Origin of the sequence: Bradyrhizobium sp. LTSPM299 (assembly GCF_000938235.1) — a bacterium.
Classification (GTDB): domain Bacteria; phylum Pseudomonadota; class Alphaproteobacteria; order Rhizobiales; family Xanthobacteraceae; genus Bradyrhizobium.
This window is the reverse complement of record NZ_JYMU01000006.1, coordinates 400,974-418,622: the sequence shown is the minus strand read 5'-3', so window position 1 is coordinate 418,622 and position 17,649 is coordinate 400,974. Positions and strand designations below refer to the sequence as shown.

15 protein-coding genes are annotated in these 17,649 nt (G+C 64.2%); 12 read left to right on the top strand and 3 right to left on the bottom strand.

The features are described from left to right. Positions 1–18: 18 nt before the first annotated feature. Together UP10_RS03090 and UP10_RS03085 are read right to left on the bottom strand one after the other, a co-directional pair. On the bottom strand, positions 19–636 hold the full coding sequence (locus tag UP10_RS03090; RefSeq protein ID WP_044541298.1) for a PilZ domain-containing protein: 618 nt from the start codon (positions 634–636) through the stop codon (positions 19–21). A 67-nt stretch (positions 637–703) separates the two neighbouring features. Continuing rightward, positions 704–1,645, bottom strand: a complete 942-nt coding sequence (locus tag UP10_RS03085; RefSeq protein WP_044585896.1) for an acyl-CoA desaturase — start codon at positions 1,643–1,645, stop codon at positions 704–706. Positions 1,646–1,818: 173 nt separating this feature from the next. On the opposite strand from UP10_RS03085, the gene UP10_RS03080 reads away from it, so the two are divergent. From UP10_RS03080 to UP10_RS03070, 3 genes are all read left to right on the top strand, one after another. After that, a complete protein-coding gene (locus UP10_RS03080; RefSeq protein ID WP_044586159.1) occupies positions 1,819–2,799 on the top strand; it encodes an MBL fold metallo-hydrolase in 981 nt (326 codons plus the stop codon). 47 nt (positions 2,800–2,846) lie between these two features. After that, the gene (locus UP10_RS03075; protein WP_044585895.1) at positions 2,847–3,998 is read left to right on the top strand and encodes a zinc-binding dehydrogenase; all 1,152 of its coding nucleotides are present in this window, start codon (positions 2,847–2,849) and stop codon (positions 3,996–3,998) included. Between the two features lie 114 nt (positions 3,999–4,112). Beyond that, a complete protein-coding gene (locus UP10_RS03070; RefSeq protein WP_044585894.1) occupies positions 4,113–6,035 on the top strand; it encodes a cyclic nucleotide-binding and patatin-like phospholipase domain-containing protein in 1,923 nt (640 codons plus the stop codon). Here the strand turns inward: UP10_RS03070 and UP10_RS03065 are convergent. Then, positions 6,013–6,615, bottom strand: coding sequence for a helix-turn-helix domain-containing protein (locus tag UP10_RS03065; protein WP_245302227.1), 603 nt, complete (start codon positions 6,613–6,615; stop codon positions 6,013–6,015). The two genes, UP10_RS03070 and UP10_RS03065, sit on opposite strands and share 23 nt — an antisense overlap. Positions 6,616–6,777: 162 nt before the next feature. On the opposite strand from UP10_RS03065, the gene UP10_RS03060 reads away from it, so the two are divergent. The 9 genes from UP10_RS03060 (at position 6,778) to UP10_RS03020 (ending at position 17,618) form a co-directional block, all read left to right on the top strand. Continuing rightward, positions 6,778–8,010 carry a dienelactone hydrolase family protein gene (locus tag UP10_RS03060; RefSeq protein WP_044585893.1) on the top strand — a complete coding sequence of 411 codons (1,233 nt, stop codon included), beginning with the start codon at positions 6,778–6,780 and terminating at the stop codon, positions 8,008–8,010. A 97-nt stretch (positions 8,011–8,107) separates the two neighbouring features. Beyond that, complete coding sequence (locus UP10_RS03055) at positions 8,108–9,652, top strand: ABC transporter substrate-binding protein (RefSeq protein WP_156179628.1); 1,545 nt, start codon at positions 8,108–8,110, stop codon at positions 9,650–9,652. Between the two features lie 76 nt (positions 9,653–9,728). After that, positions 9,729–10,736: an ABC transporter permease gene (locus UP10_RS03050; protein ID WP_044585891.1), complete on the top strand. Its 1,008-nt coding sequence runs from the start codon at positions 9,729–9,731 to the stop codon at positions 10,734–10,736. Next, positions 10,729–11,616, top strand: a complete 888-nt coding sequence (locus UP10_RS03045) for an ABC transporter permease (protein ID WP_044585890.1) — start codon at positions 10,729–10,731, stop codon at positions 11,614–11,616. Before UP10_RS03050 ends, UP10_RS03045 begins: the two co-directional genes overlap by 8 nt. Then, on the top strand, positions 11,613–12,503 hold the full coding sequence (locus tag UP10_RS03040; RefSeq protein ID WP_044585889.1) for an ABC transporter ATP-binding protein: 891 nt from the start codon (positions 11,613–11,615) through the stop codon (positions 12,501–12,503). Before UP10_RS03045 ends, UP10_RS03040 begins: the two co-directional genes overlap by 4 nt. Further along, positions 12,500–13,360, top strand: coding sequence for an ATP-binding cassette domain-containing protein (locus UP10_RS03035; protein WP_044585888.1), 861 nt, complete (start codon positions 12,500–12,502; stop codon positions 13,358–13,360). Before UP10_RS03040 ends, UP10_RS03035 begins: the two co-directional genes overlap by 4 nt. 98 nt (positions 13,361–13,458) lie before the next feature. Next, positions 13,459–14,022 carry a VOC family protein gene (locus UP10_RS03030; protein ID WP_050043563.1) on the top strand — a complete coding sequence of 188 codons (564 nt, stop codon included), beginning with the start codon at positions 13,459–13,461 and terminating at the stop codon, positions 14,020–14,022. A 93-nt stretch (positions 14,023–14,115) separates the two neighbouring features. Continuing rightward, entirely contained in the window at positions 14,116–15,255 is a 1,140-nt protein-coding gene (locus UP10_RS03025; RefSeq protein ID WP_044586158.1) for an amidohydrolase/deacetylase family metallohydrolase, read from the top strand. Between the two features lie 353 nt (positions 15,256–15,608). Continuing rightward, positions 15,609–17,618 (top strand): SPFH domain-containing protein, encoded by a 2,010-nt coding sequence (locus UP10_RS03020; RefSeq protein WP_044585886.1) that lies wholly within the window; start codon positions 15,609–15,611, stop codon positions 17,616–17,618. Positions 17,619–17,649 lie beyond the last annotated feature (31 nt).

The window sequence follows — 17,649 nt, the reverse complement described above, 5'->3', positions numbered from 1 at the left end:
TTTGAGCGGTCTGCCGCTTTACCTCGCGGTAACGCTCTCTTCGAGCGTTTCCGCGGACTGCTCGTGAACGAACTCGAGCGCGAAGCCTTCCTCGAGATTTCGCACCACGCGGGACTGCACCTTGCCGAGCATGACCAGCGATTTCAGCGGCGGGCGGTTCTCGGCGGCGATGGCCGCGCCCGACAGCGAGAGGTCCATGATCCGGCAGGTCATCCGCGTGCCGTCCTCCTGCGTGAGCAGGGCGATCGGGTTGCGCGGCACGATTCGGTCGTGGCGGCGATCCTCAGGCAGATTGAGGATGTCGCGGTTGGCGAGCCAGGTGAGCTGGGCGGCGAGCTTGTCGCGCTTGCGGGCGGTGGCGCCGACCGTCATCGCGAAGCCGTTGTCGATGATGCGGGTGATGCGGCCCTCGACCCGGCCGATATGGTCGAGATAGGCGATCACGCGGTCGCCGACATTGCCGATGCCCGGCGCCAGCAAGGCCAGCCCGCCTGGGGACATATTGATAATCTGGCAGGGAAACTCACGCCGATCGGGCAGCATGTAGCGGCCGAGCAGGTGGACTTTCACGCGCTGGAAGCGCCGCCGTTCCTCAGCAACCGGGACGACCGTAGTTCTCTTTTGTGCAAACGACATCACTGCAACCCGACAACCGGCCCTTCGGAGCTCGAATGACCCTAAGGCTGACAGGGTTAACGAGGCGTTAGCATAGGGTGCATGAAGAGTGGGCAGGGCGCTGCGGTTGAGCGACGCGGCGCAGTCCGGGCCGCGGCACCAGAGTCTCTGGCGTCTTGATGTTGCTTGCGAGCCCGGCGGCTTCGAACGTCCTGATCAGCCACCAGCCGAGATCGATCTGCCCCGGTGATAGACCCAGTTTCGCCGAACCGGGAAAGGCGTGGTGGTTGTTGTGCCAGCTTTCGCCCATGCTGATCAGTCCGGCGATGCCGACATTGAAACCTTGCGCGGCGACGCCCTCGATGATCCAGCTCTGCCCGCCCTTGCGATGCGAGTAATGGCCGATCAGCCAGTGGCCGGTCACGCAGACGCTGACCCGGACGGCAATGCCCCAGACCAGCCAGCTCCAGTCGCCGATCGCCAAAAACAAGACGGCCCAGGGCAGTTGCTGCCACATCCAGCTGCGTTCGATGAAGGCATAGAGGCGGTCGCCGGCCAGCCGCGGTTCAAACCTGAATTCCGGCGGATGCGTCAGCACGAGAGTACAGTGCAATTGCCACCAGGCATCGCGCCAGAAGCCGGCGCGGTGGCAGGAATAGTCGTGGCATGCCGCCTGGCGCTGAGCCCAGTCCCGAAAATCATGCAGCCGCACCATGCCGTAGGGGCCGGCCATGCCGACCAGCGTGCCAAGATAGACGCAGAGGTGCTCAAGCCACAGCGGACAGTCGAAGCTCGAATGGATCAGGCGCCGGTGCATGCCGACCGAGTGCCCGAAGCACAGCGTGGTCGCGCTGGTTACGATGAAGAGTGCGAAGGCACTCCACGAAAAGAATATTGGTCCGAGAATGATCGCGACCGCCGTCATGGTCCCGAGCCAGAGCGACTTTGCCGGCGCCCATTGCACGCGTCCGTCCAGCGGATTGGTCTTATCGTCCGCGAAGATACGCTCGGATCCGGGCTGCAGTTCCATTCCATCACCTGACGCCAGCGTCGCAGGCTGCGGTGGTTGTCGATTCCTGTCAATCGGTCGCGCGCCTCCGTCATGTCGCAGGTGACATTGGCATCGCCGTCCGCTTCACCTAGCCTGTCGCGGTGCTGGAACGGCTTGGTTCGAACGAGGCCGGCGGCGGGAGGATTTGGACGATGCACGCGAAACTGTGCCTTGCGCTGCTTGCAGCGGTCCTTGCCTGCGGCGGCCCCGCCGGTGCTGCCGAGATGCGGGTGACGCTGCTCGGCACGGGAACGCCGACGCCGCGGCTGTCCGCCTTCAGCGCCTCGACCCTGGTGGAAGCGGGGCCTGAGAAGCTGATCTTCGATTTCGGGCGCGGCTCCACGATCCGGCTGTTCCAGCAGAAGATCCCGATCGGCGCGATCACGGCGCATTTCATCACGCATCTGCATTCCGATCACGTCGTCGGCCTGCCGGACATGTGGCTCACGGGATGGATCGGCACGCCATACGGTTCGCGCAAGACGCCGATGCTGATCTTCGGGCCCAAAGGCACGGTGGCGATGACCGAAAACCTTACCAAGGCGTTTTCCGAGGACATCCGTATTCGAATCGCCGATGAGGATTATCCACCTGAGGGCGTCGCGTTTGCGGCAAAGGACATCGAGCCGGGCCCCGTCTACGAGAAGAACGGCGTCAAGGTCAGCGCGATCGAGGTCAATCACGGCGAGAAGATCAAGCCGGCGTTCGGCTATGTCGTCGAGTACGACGGGAAGAAGGTGGTGCTGTCCGGCGACACCAAGCCCGACGACCGCGTTGCGAAGGCGGCCGAGGGTGCAGACCTGCTGATCCACGAAGTCGCGGTCATCGACGCTGATTTGTTCAAGGCCTATCCGAACTATCGTGCGATCGAAAACCACCATACCTCGCCTGAAGAAACCGGCAAGATTTTCACGCAAGCCCGGCCGAAGCTTGCGGTCTATTCGCACATCGTGTTCGCAACGCAGCCGCCGACGCAGGACGTGCCCGAGGGTGCGCTGCTTCAGCGGACGCGCACGACCTATCAGGGCCCGCTGGTGATCGGGCGCGACCTGATGTCGTTTGTGATTTCCGATGAGGTCAATAGCTTTGCGCCCGACGGCAGCGCGATGAAGCCGTTCACGACGGACAAGTGAAGAGTACAGAAAACGCGATCAACAATAAGAACAGGGAGGACAGACCGATGCAGCAGATCCGCGTGTGCACCCATGAGGGGCCCGGCGCCAAGCCCGTGATCCGCACCGTGCCGTGGCCGAAGGTTGGCAACAAGGCGGCGCTGATCAAGGTCGGGGCCTGCGGCGTCTGCGGCACCGACCTGCATATCCTTAAGGGTCACTGGCCGAAGCCGCTCCCATGGCCGTTCACGCTTGGCCACGAACTCGGCGGCGTGATTGTCGAATGTGGGCCTGATTTCACCGAGGACTTCATGAGCAAGCCGCTTCAGGTCGGCTCGAAGGTGATGATTCCGCCGCTGATGCCGTGCGGCCGCTGCTACTACTGCATCCATTATCCGCAAAGCGCCAACAAGTGCCTGACGCCGGTCTATTACGGCCGCTATCTCGGCTTCGATAAACCTCCGCACATGTGGGGCGGCTGGGCTGAATATGTCTATGTCGATCTCGACATGCTGCCGGGCACCAAGATCTACAAGCTGCCCGACGACATGTCGCTGCGGTTAGGGGCGCTGTCGGAGCCGCTGACCTCCTGCATCCGCGCCTTCAACCGCGCGACGCGCGCCGGTGGCTTCACATGGGGCGACACCATCGTGATCCAGGGCTCAGGGCCGATCGGCATCCTCGCGGTCGCCGCCGCGCAGGAGATGGGGGCAGGGCGCGTGATCTGCGTTGGCGCGCCTGGAACGCCGCGGCTGGCGTTGGCGCGCAAATTCGGCGCGGAGGCGACCGTCGATATCGAGCAGCTCAAGACGCCGGAGGAGCGCATCGCAAAGGTCCGCGACATCGTCGGCGGCTTCGGCGCCGATCTGGTGATGGATTGCTCCGGTCATCCGACCGCGGGACCCGAAGGCATCGAGATGCTGCGCGACGGCGGCACCTATGTCGAGATGGGCCAGTTCACCGATGCCGGCTCGATCAACACGTCATGGCATCGCATCTGCACCAAGGACCTCAACGTGCTCGGCTCCTGGGGTTTTACCGGCAACGATCTGCCGCTCGGCGTCGACATGCTCTACCGCACCCGCGACAAATATCCTTGGCTCGACATGCAGACAATCTATCCTTTCACGGAGGAGGGCGTCGGTCAGGCGGTGGCCGACGCGATGGCGATGAAGACGGTGAAGTCGACCATCGTGCCGTGGCCTGAATTGGTGGAGTGAATCCCATCGACTGTGGCCCGGCAAATCGTGTTGCAGTGCGTCCAAAAATGAGTCGCTGCGGAAATGCCCCTTATATTACTCGCCGGGGCGGCTGCCCGGCGCTAACATCCGGGCATGTCATCGAACCGGGTGCCGCCCGCGCAGCCGACGAGCACGACATTTGCGTGGGGAAATGTGTCGGAGGACTTCGCGCTGTTCAAGACGCTCAGCGCGGAGCAGCGCCTGAGGGCCTTCGGTGCAATGACCCGCCAGGACCTCGTGCGCGGCCAGCTGCTGGTCGAGCAGGGCGGACCCTCGGACGCGTTGTTCCTGGTGCTGCACGGTGCGCTCGCAGTGCACCGGGCCGATCATCCTGAACCGATCAGCGAGCTTCGCGCCGGCGAACTGGTCGGCGAGATCGGATTCTTCGCCAACATCCCGCGCACCGCGAATGTGATTGCGATCAGAGATACCAGCGTGCTGGCGTTAACGCGTGCGGCCTACGCGACGCTTGCGCAGGAAGCGCCGGCCATTGTCGAGGCGTTGCTCGCCGCCCTTGCACGGCGATTTGCCCGCGAAACCGCGCGCCTGCTGCCCGTTCGCGCGTCGCCAAAGGCGCGGACCGTGGCCCTGATCGATGGCGGCGGCGAACCGGTGCCGTCAGCCTTTGAACAGCGGTTGCGCCAAGGTCTGGTTGCGGCCGGTGCCGAGATCGTCGACCTTGCGCGCCTTCAGGCGATCTTTCCCGGACGCACGCTGGACGCGTCCGAGATATCCGACTGGCTCAACCAGCTTGAATACAACGCGCCTCTGGTGGCTTATTTCGGCGGTCGTGACGCCTCGGAATGGGCGCGCAAGGCGGTCAGGCAGGCCGACCTCGTCGTGATCGTCTGCCGTGGCGATGCGCCCGCACCTGATCTGACTGACATCGAGAGCTTTGCCTGCAAGGTCCATCCCGTCTCGGCGCGGCGTCTCGTTCGCGTTCATGACCATCGACGCCATGAGGTCAGCGGCACCGCGGCGTGGCTCGCGCGGCTGCCCTGCTTCATGCATCACCACGTTGCACTTGAGGACCAGATCGATATCGACAGCATGATCCGCTTTCTGTGCGGTCGCGCCGTTGGATTTGTCGCCGGCGGCGGCGGCAGCCTCGGCACCGCGCATGTCGGAATCTACAAGGCCTTTCGCGAGCGCGGCGTGATGTTTGACATCTTTGTCGGCACCAGCGTCGGCTCAGCGATGGCGGCCGGCTTTGCCAAGAACTTCGATGCCGAGCATCTCGAACGGGGCACACATGATATCTTCGTCTCCAGCCGCAGCTTCCGCCGCCCGACCTGGCCGCGCTACGCCCTGCTGGATCATAAGGCCTTTGATGCCGCGCTTGCCGATCAATACGGCCACGACTGCCGGATCGAGGATTGCTGGCGGCCGTTCGCGGCGGTCGCGACCAACCTTTCGACGCATAGTCTCGAATTGATCCGGACCGGCCTGCTCTGGCAGGCGGTGCGCGCATCGAGCGCGATCCCAGGCCTGCTGCCGCCGTTCTACACGAAGGAGGGCGCGATGCTGGTCGATGGATGCCTCGTCGACAACGTTCCGCTGGCGCCGATGCAGCTGCTGAAGAGCGGTCCCAATCTGGTGGTCCATTTCGGCGAGCCGGCAACGGAGATGTTCGACGTCGACTATGCCGCGCTGCCCGGGCGTCTTGAACTGCTTGCGTCGATGCTGCTGCCGTTCCGCAAGACATTGCTCCCGGCCGCGCCCAGCGCCATTAACGTGTTGTGGCGAAGTCTCGTCGCACATCAACGCTACGACACCCTGCCGACCACGCCGCTCGATATGGTGATGCGCCCGCCAACGCCTGATGGCATCGACGTGACGGATTTCGACCGCCATCGGGAAATCTTCGAATCGTCCTACCTCTGGGCCCGCGAGACCATCGCGGCCCTGGAGGCCGCGCATCATCCGGCGGTTGCGGCCATCATCGGGCCGACCGATGGCGCGGACAGCGCGGCCGGGAGTGTCGCTTTCCCGCTCAGGGCTGGTGGCGCCGCGTGATTGCGACCTGTGCCGCCTGGCCGTAGAGACTCGTGACCATATCCATCTGGATGCTGGTCGTGGCCAGGTTCGCGGCACCGCCGTCGAGCGCGTCGAGCATCGGCGGCAGGGTTGTGGCGCGCAGTGCGGCATAGGCCTCGGTGACCTCGTGCCCGCTCTCGGTCGCGCGGTAGCGCGTCTCCTTGCGCGACGAGGAGCCCTCGGTCTCGATCAGGCCGGCGCGCACCAGCTTTCGCGTGGCGTATTGCATATTGGGGACATCGACGCGGTTGAGCAATTGTCCGATCTCGGACAGCCGCTTCGGCTCGTCACCCATCCGCACCACGTTGAGCACGGCAACATCGTCGCCGGTCAGCGGCACATCGCAGACGGCGGCAAGGCAGGCGGCCTTCCAGCGATAATAGGCCTGCGCCAGCCGCTCCAGCCTGAATTCGTAATCGGATAGCTGCCGCTCGGTCTCGGTGCGTGCGAGATGCCAGGATCCCGGCCGCTCGGCGGCCATTGGGCGCGTCTTGGGCTGCTTCTTTGGCTTGGCGGCGGCACCGCTTCGCCTCACGGCGGTCTTCCGGGTCGTCTTCAAAATGCTCTCCATATCAGGCCTGCGCCCAGGCTCTGGGCAAATTCTGCCCAATCTCTGCTATTTACAAGTTCGATTCTTACATTAAAAATACAATTAAGAACACATGATGAAAACGGCAAGCCCCCGGGCTCACAAGGGGCGTCCGATACGGAGGTCGATGCGATGACGGGCAAGTGGATCGACATTGCCGCAGCTGACGGCGGCACGTTCAAGGGATATCTCAGTGTCCCCGCGTCGGGTTCGGGCCCCGGCATCCTGCTGCTGCAGGAGATCTTCGGCGTCAACACATCGATGCGCGAGGTGGCCGACTATTACGCCGAGGAGGGCTACGTCGTGCTGGCGCCGGACTTGTTCTGGCGAATGGAGCCCGGCATCGAGCTCGGCTACAGCGAAGCCGATTTCGGCAAGGCGATGGGCTATTACCAGCGCTTCGATGCCGACCAGTCGATCAAGGATGCGGCCGATGCACTGAAGGTCCTGCGCGCGCGCCCCGAATGCAAGGGCAAGGTCGGCGCGCTGGGGTTCTGTCTGGGCGGCAAGCTCGCCTATCTCGTTGCCGCGCGCACCGACGTCGATTGCGCCGTCAGCTATTACGGTGTCGGCATCGAGGCCGATCTGGCTGAAGCCGGCAAGGTCAAGGGCCCGATGGTCCTCCACTTCGCCGAGCTCGACCGCTTCGCGCCGGCACCGGCGCGCGAGCAGATCAAGTCGGCCTTTGCCGGGCGTCCCGAGATCGAGTTCTATCTCTATCCCGGCTGCGACCACGCCTTCGCCGCGCCGGAGCGCGCCAGCTTCGACAAGCCGGCGACCCTGATGGCGCATAGCCGCTCGATCGCGCTGTTCCGCAAGGTGCTCGGTCCGCATTACGACCTCTCTACCCTGTGGGACCGGCATACCGAGCTGGAGTTCGGGACGCGCTCGGCAGAGCTGACTATGACGACGATGGTCGCCGAGCCCTATGTCAACCACATCCCGACCATGACCGGCGGTGTCGGTTATCGCGACCTGCTGCGGTTCTACAAAAACCACTTCATCCCGAAGACGCCACAGGACACCAAACTGGTGCCGATCTCGCGCACCATCGGCGCCGACCGCATCGTCGACGAGATGCTATTCTGCTTCACCCACGACATCGAGATCGACTGGATGCTGCCGGGCGTGGCGCCGACCGGCAAATATGTCGAGATCCCCTTGATCGCGATCGTCCGCTTCCGCGGCGACAAGCTCTACAACGAGCATATCTACTGGGATCAGGCCTCGGTGCTAGTGCAGGTCGGGTTGCTGGACCCGACAAAATTCCCGGTGGCGGGTATCGAGACCGCGAAAAAACTCGTCGATGAATCGCTGCCGTCGAACAGTTTGATGGCCCGCTGGTCCGAGAGCGCCGGCACATGATCTGAATTGGTGGACGGCGCCGCTTGCGGCGCCGTTCTCGCATCCGCTTTTCGCACGCTGCTTTTCGTACATGGCTCATCTGGTAGGGGTAATGAACATGTCTTCACTGTCTCGTCGTTCGATCCTGCAACTCGCCGGCGGTGCTGCGGCGCTGCCGCTCGCATCCGGTCTGCTCGGCGATGGTGCCGCGCAAGCGGCTGCGGCTGGCACGCTGACCATCGCCTACAACGTCAACCTGCCATCCTTCGATCCGACGATCGGCCTGTCGGCGGTCAATCCGACGATCCAGTCGATCTACCAGGCGATTTTTGATCCCTATATCGCCCAGGCGCCCGATCTCTCCTTCAAGCCCGGCCTGCTGACCAAATGGGGCTGGAACGAGGACCGCACCAAGGTCACGCTGGAGCTGCGCAAGGACGCAACCTGGCACGATGGTTCGCCAGTGACGCCGGAGGACGTGGTGTGGTCGTTGCAGCGAGCCGCCGATCCGCACAGCGGCAATCCGATTCAGTTCGTCTGGTCCAAGGTCGGCAACTACAAGATCGACGGCAACACCATCACCGGCGACGTGCTGGAGTTCGAGCCGACCCTGTTCAAGTGGATGGCGTTCCTCACCGGCTATGTGCTGCCGAAGGCCTATTACGAGAAGGTCGGTGCGGATGGGTTTGAGAAGGCGCCGATCGGCTCCGGCCCCTACAAGATCGACGCGTTCGAGCGCAACGCCTTCCTGCGGTTGAAGGCACATGCCGGCTATTGGGGCGGCAAGCCGGCCTTTGAGACCGTCGTTTTCAAGTTCGTCACCGATCCGACCAGCCGCGTCGCCGAGATGGAATCCGGCGGATCGGACCTCACCTTCGAAATCCCCTATGAGGAGTTCGATCGCCTGAAGGCCAAGCCGGGTCTGGTCGGTCAGACCAAGCCGGTGTCCGACATCGCGATGATCTTCATCACCGACGTCGATCCGATGCTCGACCGCAATGTCAGGCTGGCGGCCAGCCACGCCATCGACAAAAAGGCGATCGTCGATCGTCTGCTGAAGGGTTACGGCGTTCCGATCGCGACCCTGGAAGCGCCAGGCTATGCCGCCTTCGATCCGTCGATCAAGGTCGCCTACGATCCGGAACTGGCCAAGAGCCTGCTCGCCAAGAGCGGCTACTCGCCGGAGAAGCCGGTCAAGTTCACCATCCAGACCACGCGCGGCTTCAAGCCGAAGGATTACGAGATGATCCAGGCGATCGTCGGGATGTGGCGCAAGGTCGGAATCGAGGCGACGATCGAGGTGTACGAGATCGCGCAGCATTTCGAGCTGCGCGCACGCCATGCGCTGGCGCCGGCTGCGTTCTACAATTGGGGCAATGCGATCGGCGATCCCTCGACCTCGACCGGCTTTGCGATGTTCGGCCCATCGCCGCATTGCGCCTGGAAGGGCAAGGACCTCATCGAGCGCATCGGCCCGCTGTGGGGCGAGAAGGACGAAGCCAAGCGGATCGCCGGCTACAAGGCGGTCGACAAGTACATCGCCGAGGAGGGCGAGGTGATTCCGCTGTTCCAATATGTGCAGCCGATCATCCACAAGAAGGGGCTGAAGGTCGTGGCGCAGTCGAACGGCATGATCCTTCCGCAATTGATCACCCCGGTGTGAGGCGCATGCCTCATCACCCGGTCTGAGGCGCAGGCCTCATCACCCGGCGTGAGGCTCAAGCCGAGGCGAAACTTTGATGCGATGGGGCGAGATCATCAGGCGGCTGCTGCTGATTCCACCGACGCTGGCCGGCGTCGGCCTCATCGTGTTCGTCCTGCTGCGCGTCGTGCCCGGCGATCCCATCGCCATGATGATCCCGCCGGGTGCCTCGGCTGCCGATATCGCGCGGCTGCGCGCGCTGTACGGGCTCGATCAGCCCATCCTGCAACAGTTCGTCGCCTGGTCCGGCCAGGTGCTGACGGGTGATTTCGGCCGCTCGATCAGCCTGCACCAACGCGTCTTCGAGCTGGTGCTGGCGCGGTTGCCGGCGACGCTCGAATTGGCGCTGCTTGGGACGGTCATCGCCGTGCTGCTCGGAACATTCGTGGCGCTGATCGGCGCCTATCTGCGCGGCCGGCTTGCCGAATGGGCAATCGACGGCGGCGTCGGCCTGTTGCTCGCCATTCCCGATTTCCTCTGGGCGTTGATCCTGCTGTTGCTGCTCGGCGTGATATTGCCGATCTTGCCGATCTCGGGCCGCATCGATCCGCAGCTCGATATCGCCTTCGGGACCAACTTCTATCTGATCGAAAGCCTGCTGACCGGACGGCTCGACGTGGCGGTCGCGCTGCTGCAGCACATGATCCTGCCTGCACTGGCGCTCGCGCTGCCGTTTGCCGCCCTGGTGGCGCGGCTGTTGAAGGCGCAACTCACGGAAGCCGAGGATCAGGACTATGCGCAGGTCGCACGCGCCCGCGGGTTTTCGCGCCCGGCGATCCTGCTGCGCGACGTGCTGCCAAACGCGCTGATCCCGACCGTCGCGCTCGGCGGCGTCCAGATCACGCTGCTGCTCGGCGGCACCGTGCTGGTCGAGCGCATCTTCTCCTATGAGGGGATCGGCAACATGGCGATCGACGCGGTGATCAACCGCGACTTTCCGCTGATCCAGGGTCTTATCCTGACCTTTGCCGTCCTCTTCATCGCCCTCAATCTGGCGGTCGACCTGCTGGTCACGGTGCTCGACCCGAGGCTGCGCCATGGTTGACCTCGCGCTCAGTGGCGTGACCGAACGCCCCTCGCGCTGGCGTGTGGCGGTCGTCCGCGGCGGCGCGCGGCTCTGGCTCGGCGCCGGGCTGGTTGCCGTTCTGTTGTTGATCGCCATATTCGCCCCGCTGCTCGCCCCGCACGACCCCGTCGAGCAGGACCTGATGTCGGCGCAATTGCCGCCGGCATGGATGACGGGCGGCGAATGGGCCCATCCGCTCGGCACTGACAGTCTCGGCCGCTGCGTGCTGTCGCGCCTGATCTTCGCGGCACGGACGGCCGTCGAAGTGGCGGCGATCGCGGCCTCGCTTGCGGCGGCGATCGGGATCGCATTCGGTCTCCTCGCCGGCAGTTTCGGCGGCTGGATCGACCAAGGCGTGTCGCGCCTGATCGATGTCTGGATGGCATTTCCCCCGGTGTTGCTGTCGATCGTCTTGGCGGCGGTGATCGGTGCGGGACTGACCTCTGTTGTTGCCGCCATCGTCGTCGTCGACTGGACCCGCTTTGCGCGCGTGGTGCGCGCCGAGACGCTGTCGCAATTGCAACGCGACTACGCGGCGGCCGCGTGCGTGCTCGGCCTGACGCGGGGCCAGATCCTGCGGTTCGAGATCCTGCCCAATCTGGTTCCGCTGATCGTCACGCTGATCGCGGTCGAGATGGGAATAGCCGTTCTCGTCGAGGTGATCCTGTCCTTTGTCGGCATTTCGGTGGCCGGCGATACGCCGACCTGGGGCGGGATGATCGTCGAGGGGCGGCAGATCGTCTATCAGGCGCCGTGGATCATGGCGCTGCCGATTGTCTCGGTGATAGCAACCGTGATCGGCTTCAATCTCCTCGGCGACGGCCTGCGTGCCGCGCTCGACCCCGCGCACCGCCAATGACCGCGATCCTCGCCGTCCGCGATCTGCATGTTGCAATCATCAGGCGCGGCCACGCCGCCAATGTGTTGCGTGGCGCCAGCGTCGACGTCGAGCCAGGCGAGGTGAGGGGATTGGTCGGCGAATCCGGCGCCGGAAAATCGATGCTGGGACGCGCGATCCTCGGCCTGTTGCCGGCCAACGCGGTCATCACGGCGGGCACCATCGCGTTCGAAGGCCGCGATCTGCTGGCGATGCCGGAGCCGGAGCGGCGCAAGCTGCTCGGCCGCCGCATCGCGCTGATTCCGCAGGATCCGATGACCTCGCTCAACCCGGTCCGGCGCGTCGGCGTGCAGATCGCCGCCGTACTGTCGCATCACCTCGGGCTGTCGAAGCGCCAGGCGCGCGAGCGGGCGTGCGATCTGCTCGCCGAGGTCGCAATTCGCGAGCCGGGGCGCGTGCTCGATCTCTACCCGCACGAGATTTCCGGCGGCATGCGGCAGCGCGTCCTGATCGCGATGGCGTTCGCCTGCAATCCGAGCCTGATCATCGCCGACGAGCCGACCACCGCGCTCGACGTCACCGTGCAGCGCCAGGTCCTGCAGCTCGTCGAGCGGCTGCGGCAAAGCCACGGCGCGGCGATCCTGTTCGTCACGCACGATCTCGGCGTGGTTGCCAAGATCTGCCGGACCATGACCGTGCTGCACGCCGGCCGCGTGCTCGAGGACGGCATGACCGCCGACGTGCTGGCCAGGCCGCGCCATCCCTACACGCGCGCGCTGCTGTCAGCGACGCCGCGCGCCGACCGTCCCGCGGAAACGCTGCGTCCGGTGCCGCCGGCTCTGATCGAAAGCTTGTGGTCGGAGGCGCATCGGCTCGACCGGCTCGCCGACGCGGGGTTGCCGTCATGAGTGATATTCTGCTGCGAACCACCGGTCTGAGCTTCGCCTATCCGGAGCGCGGCTCGTCGCCGTTCGCCCGGCCGACGATGCGGCAGGTGGTCAAGGACGTCGACCTTGCCGTTCCGCGCGGCTCCGTGCTCGGCCTTGTCGGCGAATCCGGCTCGGGCAAGACCACGGTCGGCCGGCTGATAGTCCGCCTGCTGCAGCCGACCTCGGGCAGCATCCAGTTCGACGGCGCCGAGATCGGCCGTCTCGGCGAGGCCGAGATGCGGCCGTTGCGCGCGCGCATCCAGATGATTTTCCAGGATCCGCAATCCTCGCTGAATCCGCGCCTGCCGCTCGGCGTGACGCTGACGCGCCAGCTCAAGGTGTTCGGCCGCTTGAAGGGACGGCAGGACGCCCGCGATCGCGCAGCTGATCTGCTTGATCTGGTTGGGCTGCCGACGGACTTCGTCGACCGCTATCCGCATGAACTGTCCGGCGGCCAGCGCCAGCGCGCCGGCATTGCGCGTGCGCTGGCGTTGCAGCCGGATTTTATCGTCGCCGACGAGATCGTGTCCGGCCTCGACGTTTCGACACAGGCGCATGTCCTGCTGCTGCTCAAGGAATTGCGCGCGCGGCTCGGCCTCACCATGGTCTTCATCAGCCACGATCTCTCGGTCGTCCGCGTGCTCTGCGACGATGTTGCGATCCTAAAGGCTGGCGAGGTCGTTGAATCCGGGCCGGTCGAGCGGATATTCAGCGCGCCACAGCACGGTTACACGCGCAGCCTGCTCGCCGCGATTCCACTGCCCGACGTCGAGCCGGGCTGGCTGGACGACGCAGGCCCGGCGTCGATTCAGCACCTGCAGGGATCGGCCGCATGACCGGACGCATCAAGATATCTGCCGGAGTTTTCAGTTGTCGCGCACCAGAGGAAATGACCATGACAAAGTCCAGAGTCCTGCTTGCCTTCGCTGCATTGATGATCACTGCCTCCGTACCGCCGGCCTCGGCCGATTCCATCCCGGGGCTCCGCGGGCATGACCACACCGGCATCACGGTGCCCGATGTGAAGGCGGCGACGGCCTTCTTCACCGACGTGATCGGCTGCAAGCACGCGATGTCGTTCGGGCCGTTCTCGGATGACAAGGGGACGTTCATGCAGGACGTCGTCAACGTCAATCCGCGCGCGGTCATCGACGAGATCAGCATGGTCCGTTGCGGCTACGGCTCCAACATCGAGCTGTTCCAGTATCAATCGCCCGACCAGGCCAAGACGCTGCCGAAAAACAGCGATCTCGGCGGCCACCATATCGCGCTCTACGTCGACGACATCGACGCCGCGGCAGCCTATCTGAAATCGAAGGACGTCAAGACCATGCAAGGGCCGATTCCGCTCAAGGAAGGGCCTGCGGCCGGCCAGTCGATCCTTTATTTCCTGACGCCGTGGGGGTTGCAGATGGAGCTGATCAGCTACCCTAAGGGCATGGCCTACGAGAAGGGCGCCAGCACGGTGTTGTGGTCGACGACCGAGCCGACGAAATGAGGCGCGTGGCGCGGCTTCTAGCCCGCCAATTTGCGTAACCGGCGCAAAACTTGCTACAGGCGGCATCGTGTTTCGTACCATTCGGAGATGACGATGCCGTTTGAATTGATCCTGCGCGGCGGACGGGTGATCGACCCGTCCCAAAAACTCGACGCCGTGACGGATGTGGCTTTTGCGGGCGGCAAGGTGGCCGCGGTCGGACAGGGCCTGAAGGCCGATCCCGCGACCGAGGTCCGCGATGTGTCCAAATACATTGTCACACCGGGGATCATCGACCTGCACACCCATGTCTATTGGGGCGGCACCTCGCTCGGCATCGATGCCGAGGAGTTCTGCCGCGCTTCTGGCGTCACCACCTCGGTCGATACCGGTAGCGCCGGTCCCGGTAATTTTGCCGGCTTCCGCAAGCATGTGATCGAGCCGAGCCAGGTCCGCATCCTCGCCTATCTGCACGTCTCGCATGCCGGCATCTACGGCTTCTCCAACCGGGTGATGGTCGGCGAGAGCGAAGAGCTGCGGCTGATGAACCCGATCGACGCGGCGCGCGTCGCGGACGAGAACCGCGACCTCATCGTCGGGATCAAGGTGCGGGTCGGCCTCCACGCTTCGGGCAAATCGGGCATCGTGCCGCTCGAGATCGCGCTCGAGGTCGCCGAACAGGTCGGCATGCCCTTGATGGCGCATATCGACCACCCGCCGCCGAGCTATGAGGACGTGCTGTCGCGGTTGCGCCCGGGCGACGTGCTGACGCATGCGTTCCGCCCGTTCCCCAACACGCCGGCGACCGCGCAGGGCACGGTGAAGCAGGTCGTGCTGGAGGCGCGCGAGCGCGGCGTGCTGTTCGACATCGGTCACGGCAAGGGCTCGTTCGCCTTCAAGACCGCGCGCGCGATGCTCGCCAACGGCTTCTATCCGGACACCATCTCCTCCGACATCCATCTTCTGTGCATCGACGGTCCGGTCTTCGACCAGGTGACGACAATGTCGAAATTCCTCTGCATGGGGATGTCGCTGCCTGATGTCATCGCAGCCTCGACCGTCAATGCCGCGATGGCGCTACGGCGTCCGGAGCTGGGCAGCCTCAAGCCGGGCTGTGTCGGCGACGCCACGCTGATCTCGATTAGGGAAGGCCAGTTCGACTATGTCGACGTGGTCGGCGAGCACCTGATCGGCGATCGCAAGATCGTGTCCGAAGGCGTCGTGATCGGCGGCCGATGGTGGCATCCGAAATGATTGATGGGCTGCCGTCGCAGGGGCGCACTGCCAAAATATCGAAAACAACCCCATGCAAAGTAGCCGGCGGCTGCCGGCGCTCGATACGGCAACTTGACACGTCGGGCAACTCAGCGGCATTCTTCCATTATTCCGAAATCACGCAAGCGCTTTGCAAATGATGCGCAACTGCAGCAGCGCGATCGTCGCGCGATTCGTTGTGCGGTTCATCCTGTCATCAAAAAAAGATTGGCAGGGCGAACAATTTTCACCGCCTTGCGCCGCCACCGCCCCACACCACCTTTGTGCTCCGCAATTCTGGGATGTCGGTTTGGGCTCCCAAACCGCCCGGTTGCAAATTGTGGAGATGGACTATGGACTTCCTTGGTTTTCTTAATGGCTCTGGTTACCTCCAGCCCGCCATTTGGATCGCAGCAGCGGTCGCGTTTGTCATCCTGCTGCGGATATCGAACGTATTTCGTTACATTCCGAACAATCAGGTCGGCATCGTCGAAAAGCTGTGGACGACCAAAGGCTCGATCGAAGGTGGCTTCATCGCGCTGAACGGCGAGGCCGGCTACGAGCCCGAAGTGCTGCGCGGCGGCCTGCACGTGCTGTTCCCCTTCATGTACCGAATCCACAAATCGGATCTCGTCACCGTCGGCCAGGGCAAGATCGCCTATGTGTTCGCGCGCGACGGTGCGCCGCTCGAGCCATCGCAGGTGCTTGGCGCCAACGACAGCGAGGACAAGTCGGACTTCGGGAACGCGCGTCGCTTCCTGCTCGGCGGCGGCCAGAAGGGCCCGCAGCGCAAGGTCCTGCGCGAGGGCACCTATGCGATCAACACGACGCAGTTCGCCATCATCACCGACGATCGCGTCTTTGGCCACGCGCTGAGCCAGCAGGAGCGCGGCGTGCTCGAGGGCATGCAGCTCACGATCAGCGAACGCTGGGGCTTTGCACCGGTCGTGCTCGCGGCCGATCATGATCTGGTCGGTGTCGTCACCGTGCATGACGGTCCGTCGCTGCCATCGGGTGAAATCATCGCGCCCGAGGTCGGGACCGATCTCGGCGACGGGGCGGGCTTTCACAACAATTTCCAGGAGCCCGAGAAATTCCTGAGGGCTGGCGGCTATCGCGGCCGGCAGTTGCAGGTCATCGTCGAAGGCACCTGGTACATCAACCGTCTGTTCGCGACCGTCGAGGCGGTGCCGAAAACCGTGATCCCGGTCGGCAATGTCGGCGTCGTCATCTTCTACACCGGTCCGCGCACCGACGATGTGTCGGGTGAGCAGTATCGCCACGGCGAGCTCGTGCTCAACGGCAGCCGCGGCGTCTGGAAGGACCCGCTGTTGCCGGGCAAATACGCCTTCAATACCTATGCAGGCAAGATCGAGATCATCCCGACCGTCAACTTCATCCTGAAATGGGTGCGCGGCGAGGTCGGGTCGATGAAGCTCGACGAGAACCTGTCGGAGATATCGCTGATCACCAAGGACGCGTTTGAGCCGACGCTGCCGCTCTCGGTCGTGATGCATATCGACTACAAGAAGGCGCCGATGATCATCCAGCGCTTCGGCGACGTGAAGAAGCTGGTCGAGCAGACGCTCGACCCGATGGTCTCTGCGTTCTTCAAGAATATCGCCCAGAAGATGACGCTGATCGAATTGCTGCAGAACCGCGCCGCGATCCAGCAGGAATCGGCCGCCGAAATGAAGGCGAAATTCGAGGGTTATTCGCTCGACCTCCAGGAGGTCTTGATCGGCACGCCGCGGGCGGCGGCGGGCGACCATACGATCGAGAACATCCTGATCCAGCTCCGTTCGCGCCAGATCGCGCGCGAGCAGATCGAGACCTATCAGGAGCAGGAGAAGGCCGCGGTCCAGGAGCGCACGCTCAACGAGGCCAAGGCGACGGCGGCTGCGCAGTCGGCGCTGACGCAATCGCTGATCCAGGTCCGGGTCAACGAGAACGAGGGTGCCGCCGCGCTGGCGCGTGCGCAAAAGGACGCCGAGACCCGCAAGGTGACGGCAGCCGCGGTCGGCGAGCAGTCGCGGCTCGAGGGCCAGGGCGAAGCCGACCGGGTGCTGGCGATCGGTACTGCGAATGCGCAGGCGACCAAACTGTCGGTCGATGCCTATGGCGGACCGGAGTTCCGCCTGGCGGAGCAGAACTTCGCGAAGTTCGCGGATGCGCTGACCCGGATCAATCAGCCTCTGGTGCCGCAATTCCTGATGTCCGGCACGCAGGGGCAGGAGGGCAGCAACGCTGGCCTGATCCCGACCGCGATGCTGAGCTCGATGTTCGGGCAGATGATGCCCGGTGCGCTGGAGAAGCTGAAGGACGAGGCGCCGAAGGCCGCGCGCAGGCCCAACGGCCAGTGAAAACGCGATACTGCAAGGGGTGATCGGTGGC

Bases quoted from the DNA above. Each gene is read 5' to 3' on its own strand.
- UP10_RS03090 (WP_044541298.1), bottom strand. From the start codon at position 636: ATGTCGTTTGCACAAAAGAGAACTACGGTCGTCCCGGTTGCTGAGGAA.
- UP10_RS03085 (WP_044585896.1), bottom strand. From the start codon at position 1,645: ATGGAACTGCAGCCCGGATCCGAGCGTATCTTCGCGGACGATAAGACC.
- UP10_RS03080 (WP_044586159.1), top strand. From the start codon at position 1,819: ATGCACGCGAAACTGTGCCTTGCGCTGCTTGCAGCGGTCCTTGCCTGC.
- UP10_RS03075 (WP_044585895.1), top strand. From the start codon at position 2,847: ATGCAGCAGATCCGCGTGTGCACCCATGAGGGGCCCGGCGCCAAGCCC.
- UP10_RS03070 (WP_044585894.1), top strand. From the start codon at position 4,113: ATGTCATCGAACCGGGTGCCGCCCGCGCAGCCGACGAGCACGACATTT.
- UP10_RS03060 (WP_044585893.1), top strand. From the start codon at position 6,778: ATGACGGGCAAGTGGATCGACATTGCCGCAGCTGACGGCGGCACGTTC.
- UP10_RS03055 (WP_156179628.1), top strand. From the start codon at position 8,108: ATGTCTTCACTGTCTCGTCGTTCGATCCTGCAACTCGCCGGCGGTGCT.
- UP10_RS03050 (WP_044585891.1), top strand. From the start codon at position 9,729: ATGCGATGGGGCGAGATCATCAGGCGGCTGCTGCTGATTCCACCGACG.
- UP10_RS03045 (WP_044585890.1), top strand. From the start codon at position 10,729: ATGGTTGACCTCGCGCTCAGTGGCGTGACCGAACGCCCCTCGCGCTGG.
- UP10_RS03040 (WP_044585889.1), top strand. From the start codon at position 11,613: ATGACCGCGATCCTCGCCGTCCGCGATCTGCATGTTGCAATCATCAGG.
- UP10_RS03035 (WP_044585888.1), top strand. From the start codon at position 12,500: ATGAGTGATATTCTGCTGCGAACCACCGGTCTGAGCTTCGCCTATCCG.
- UP10_RS03030 (WP_050043563.1), top strand. From the start codon at position 13,459: ATGATCACTGCCTCCGTACCGCCGGCCTCGGCCGATTCCATCCCGGGG.
- UP10_RS03025 (WP_044586158.1), top strand. From the start codon at position 14,116: ATGCCGTTTGAATTGATCCTGCGCGGCGGACGGGTGATCGACCCGTCC.
- UP10_RS03020 (WP_044585886.1), top strand. From the start codon at position 15,609: ATGGACTTCCTTGGTTTTCTTAATGGCTCTGGTTACCTCCAGCCCGCC.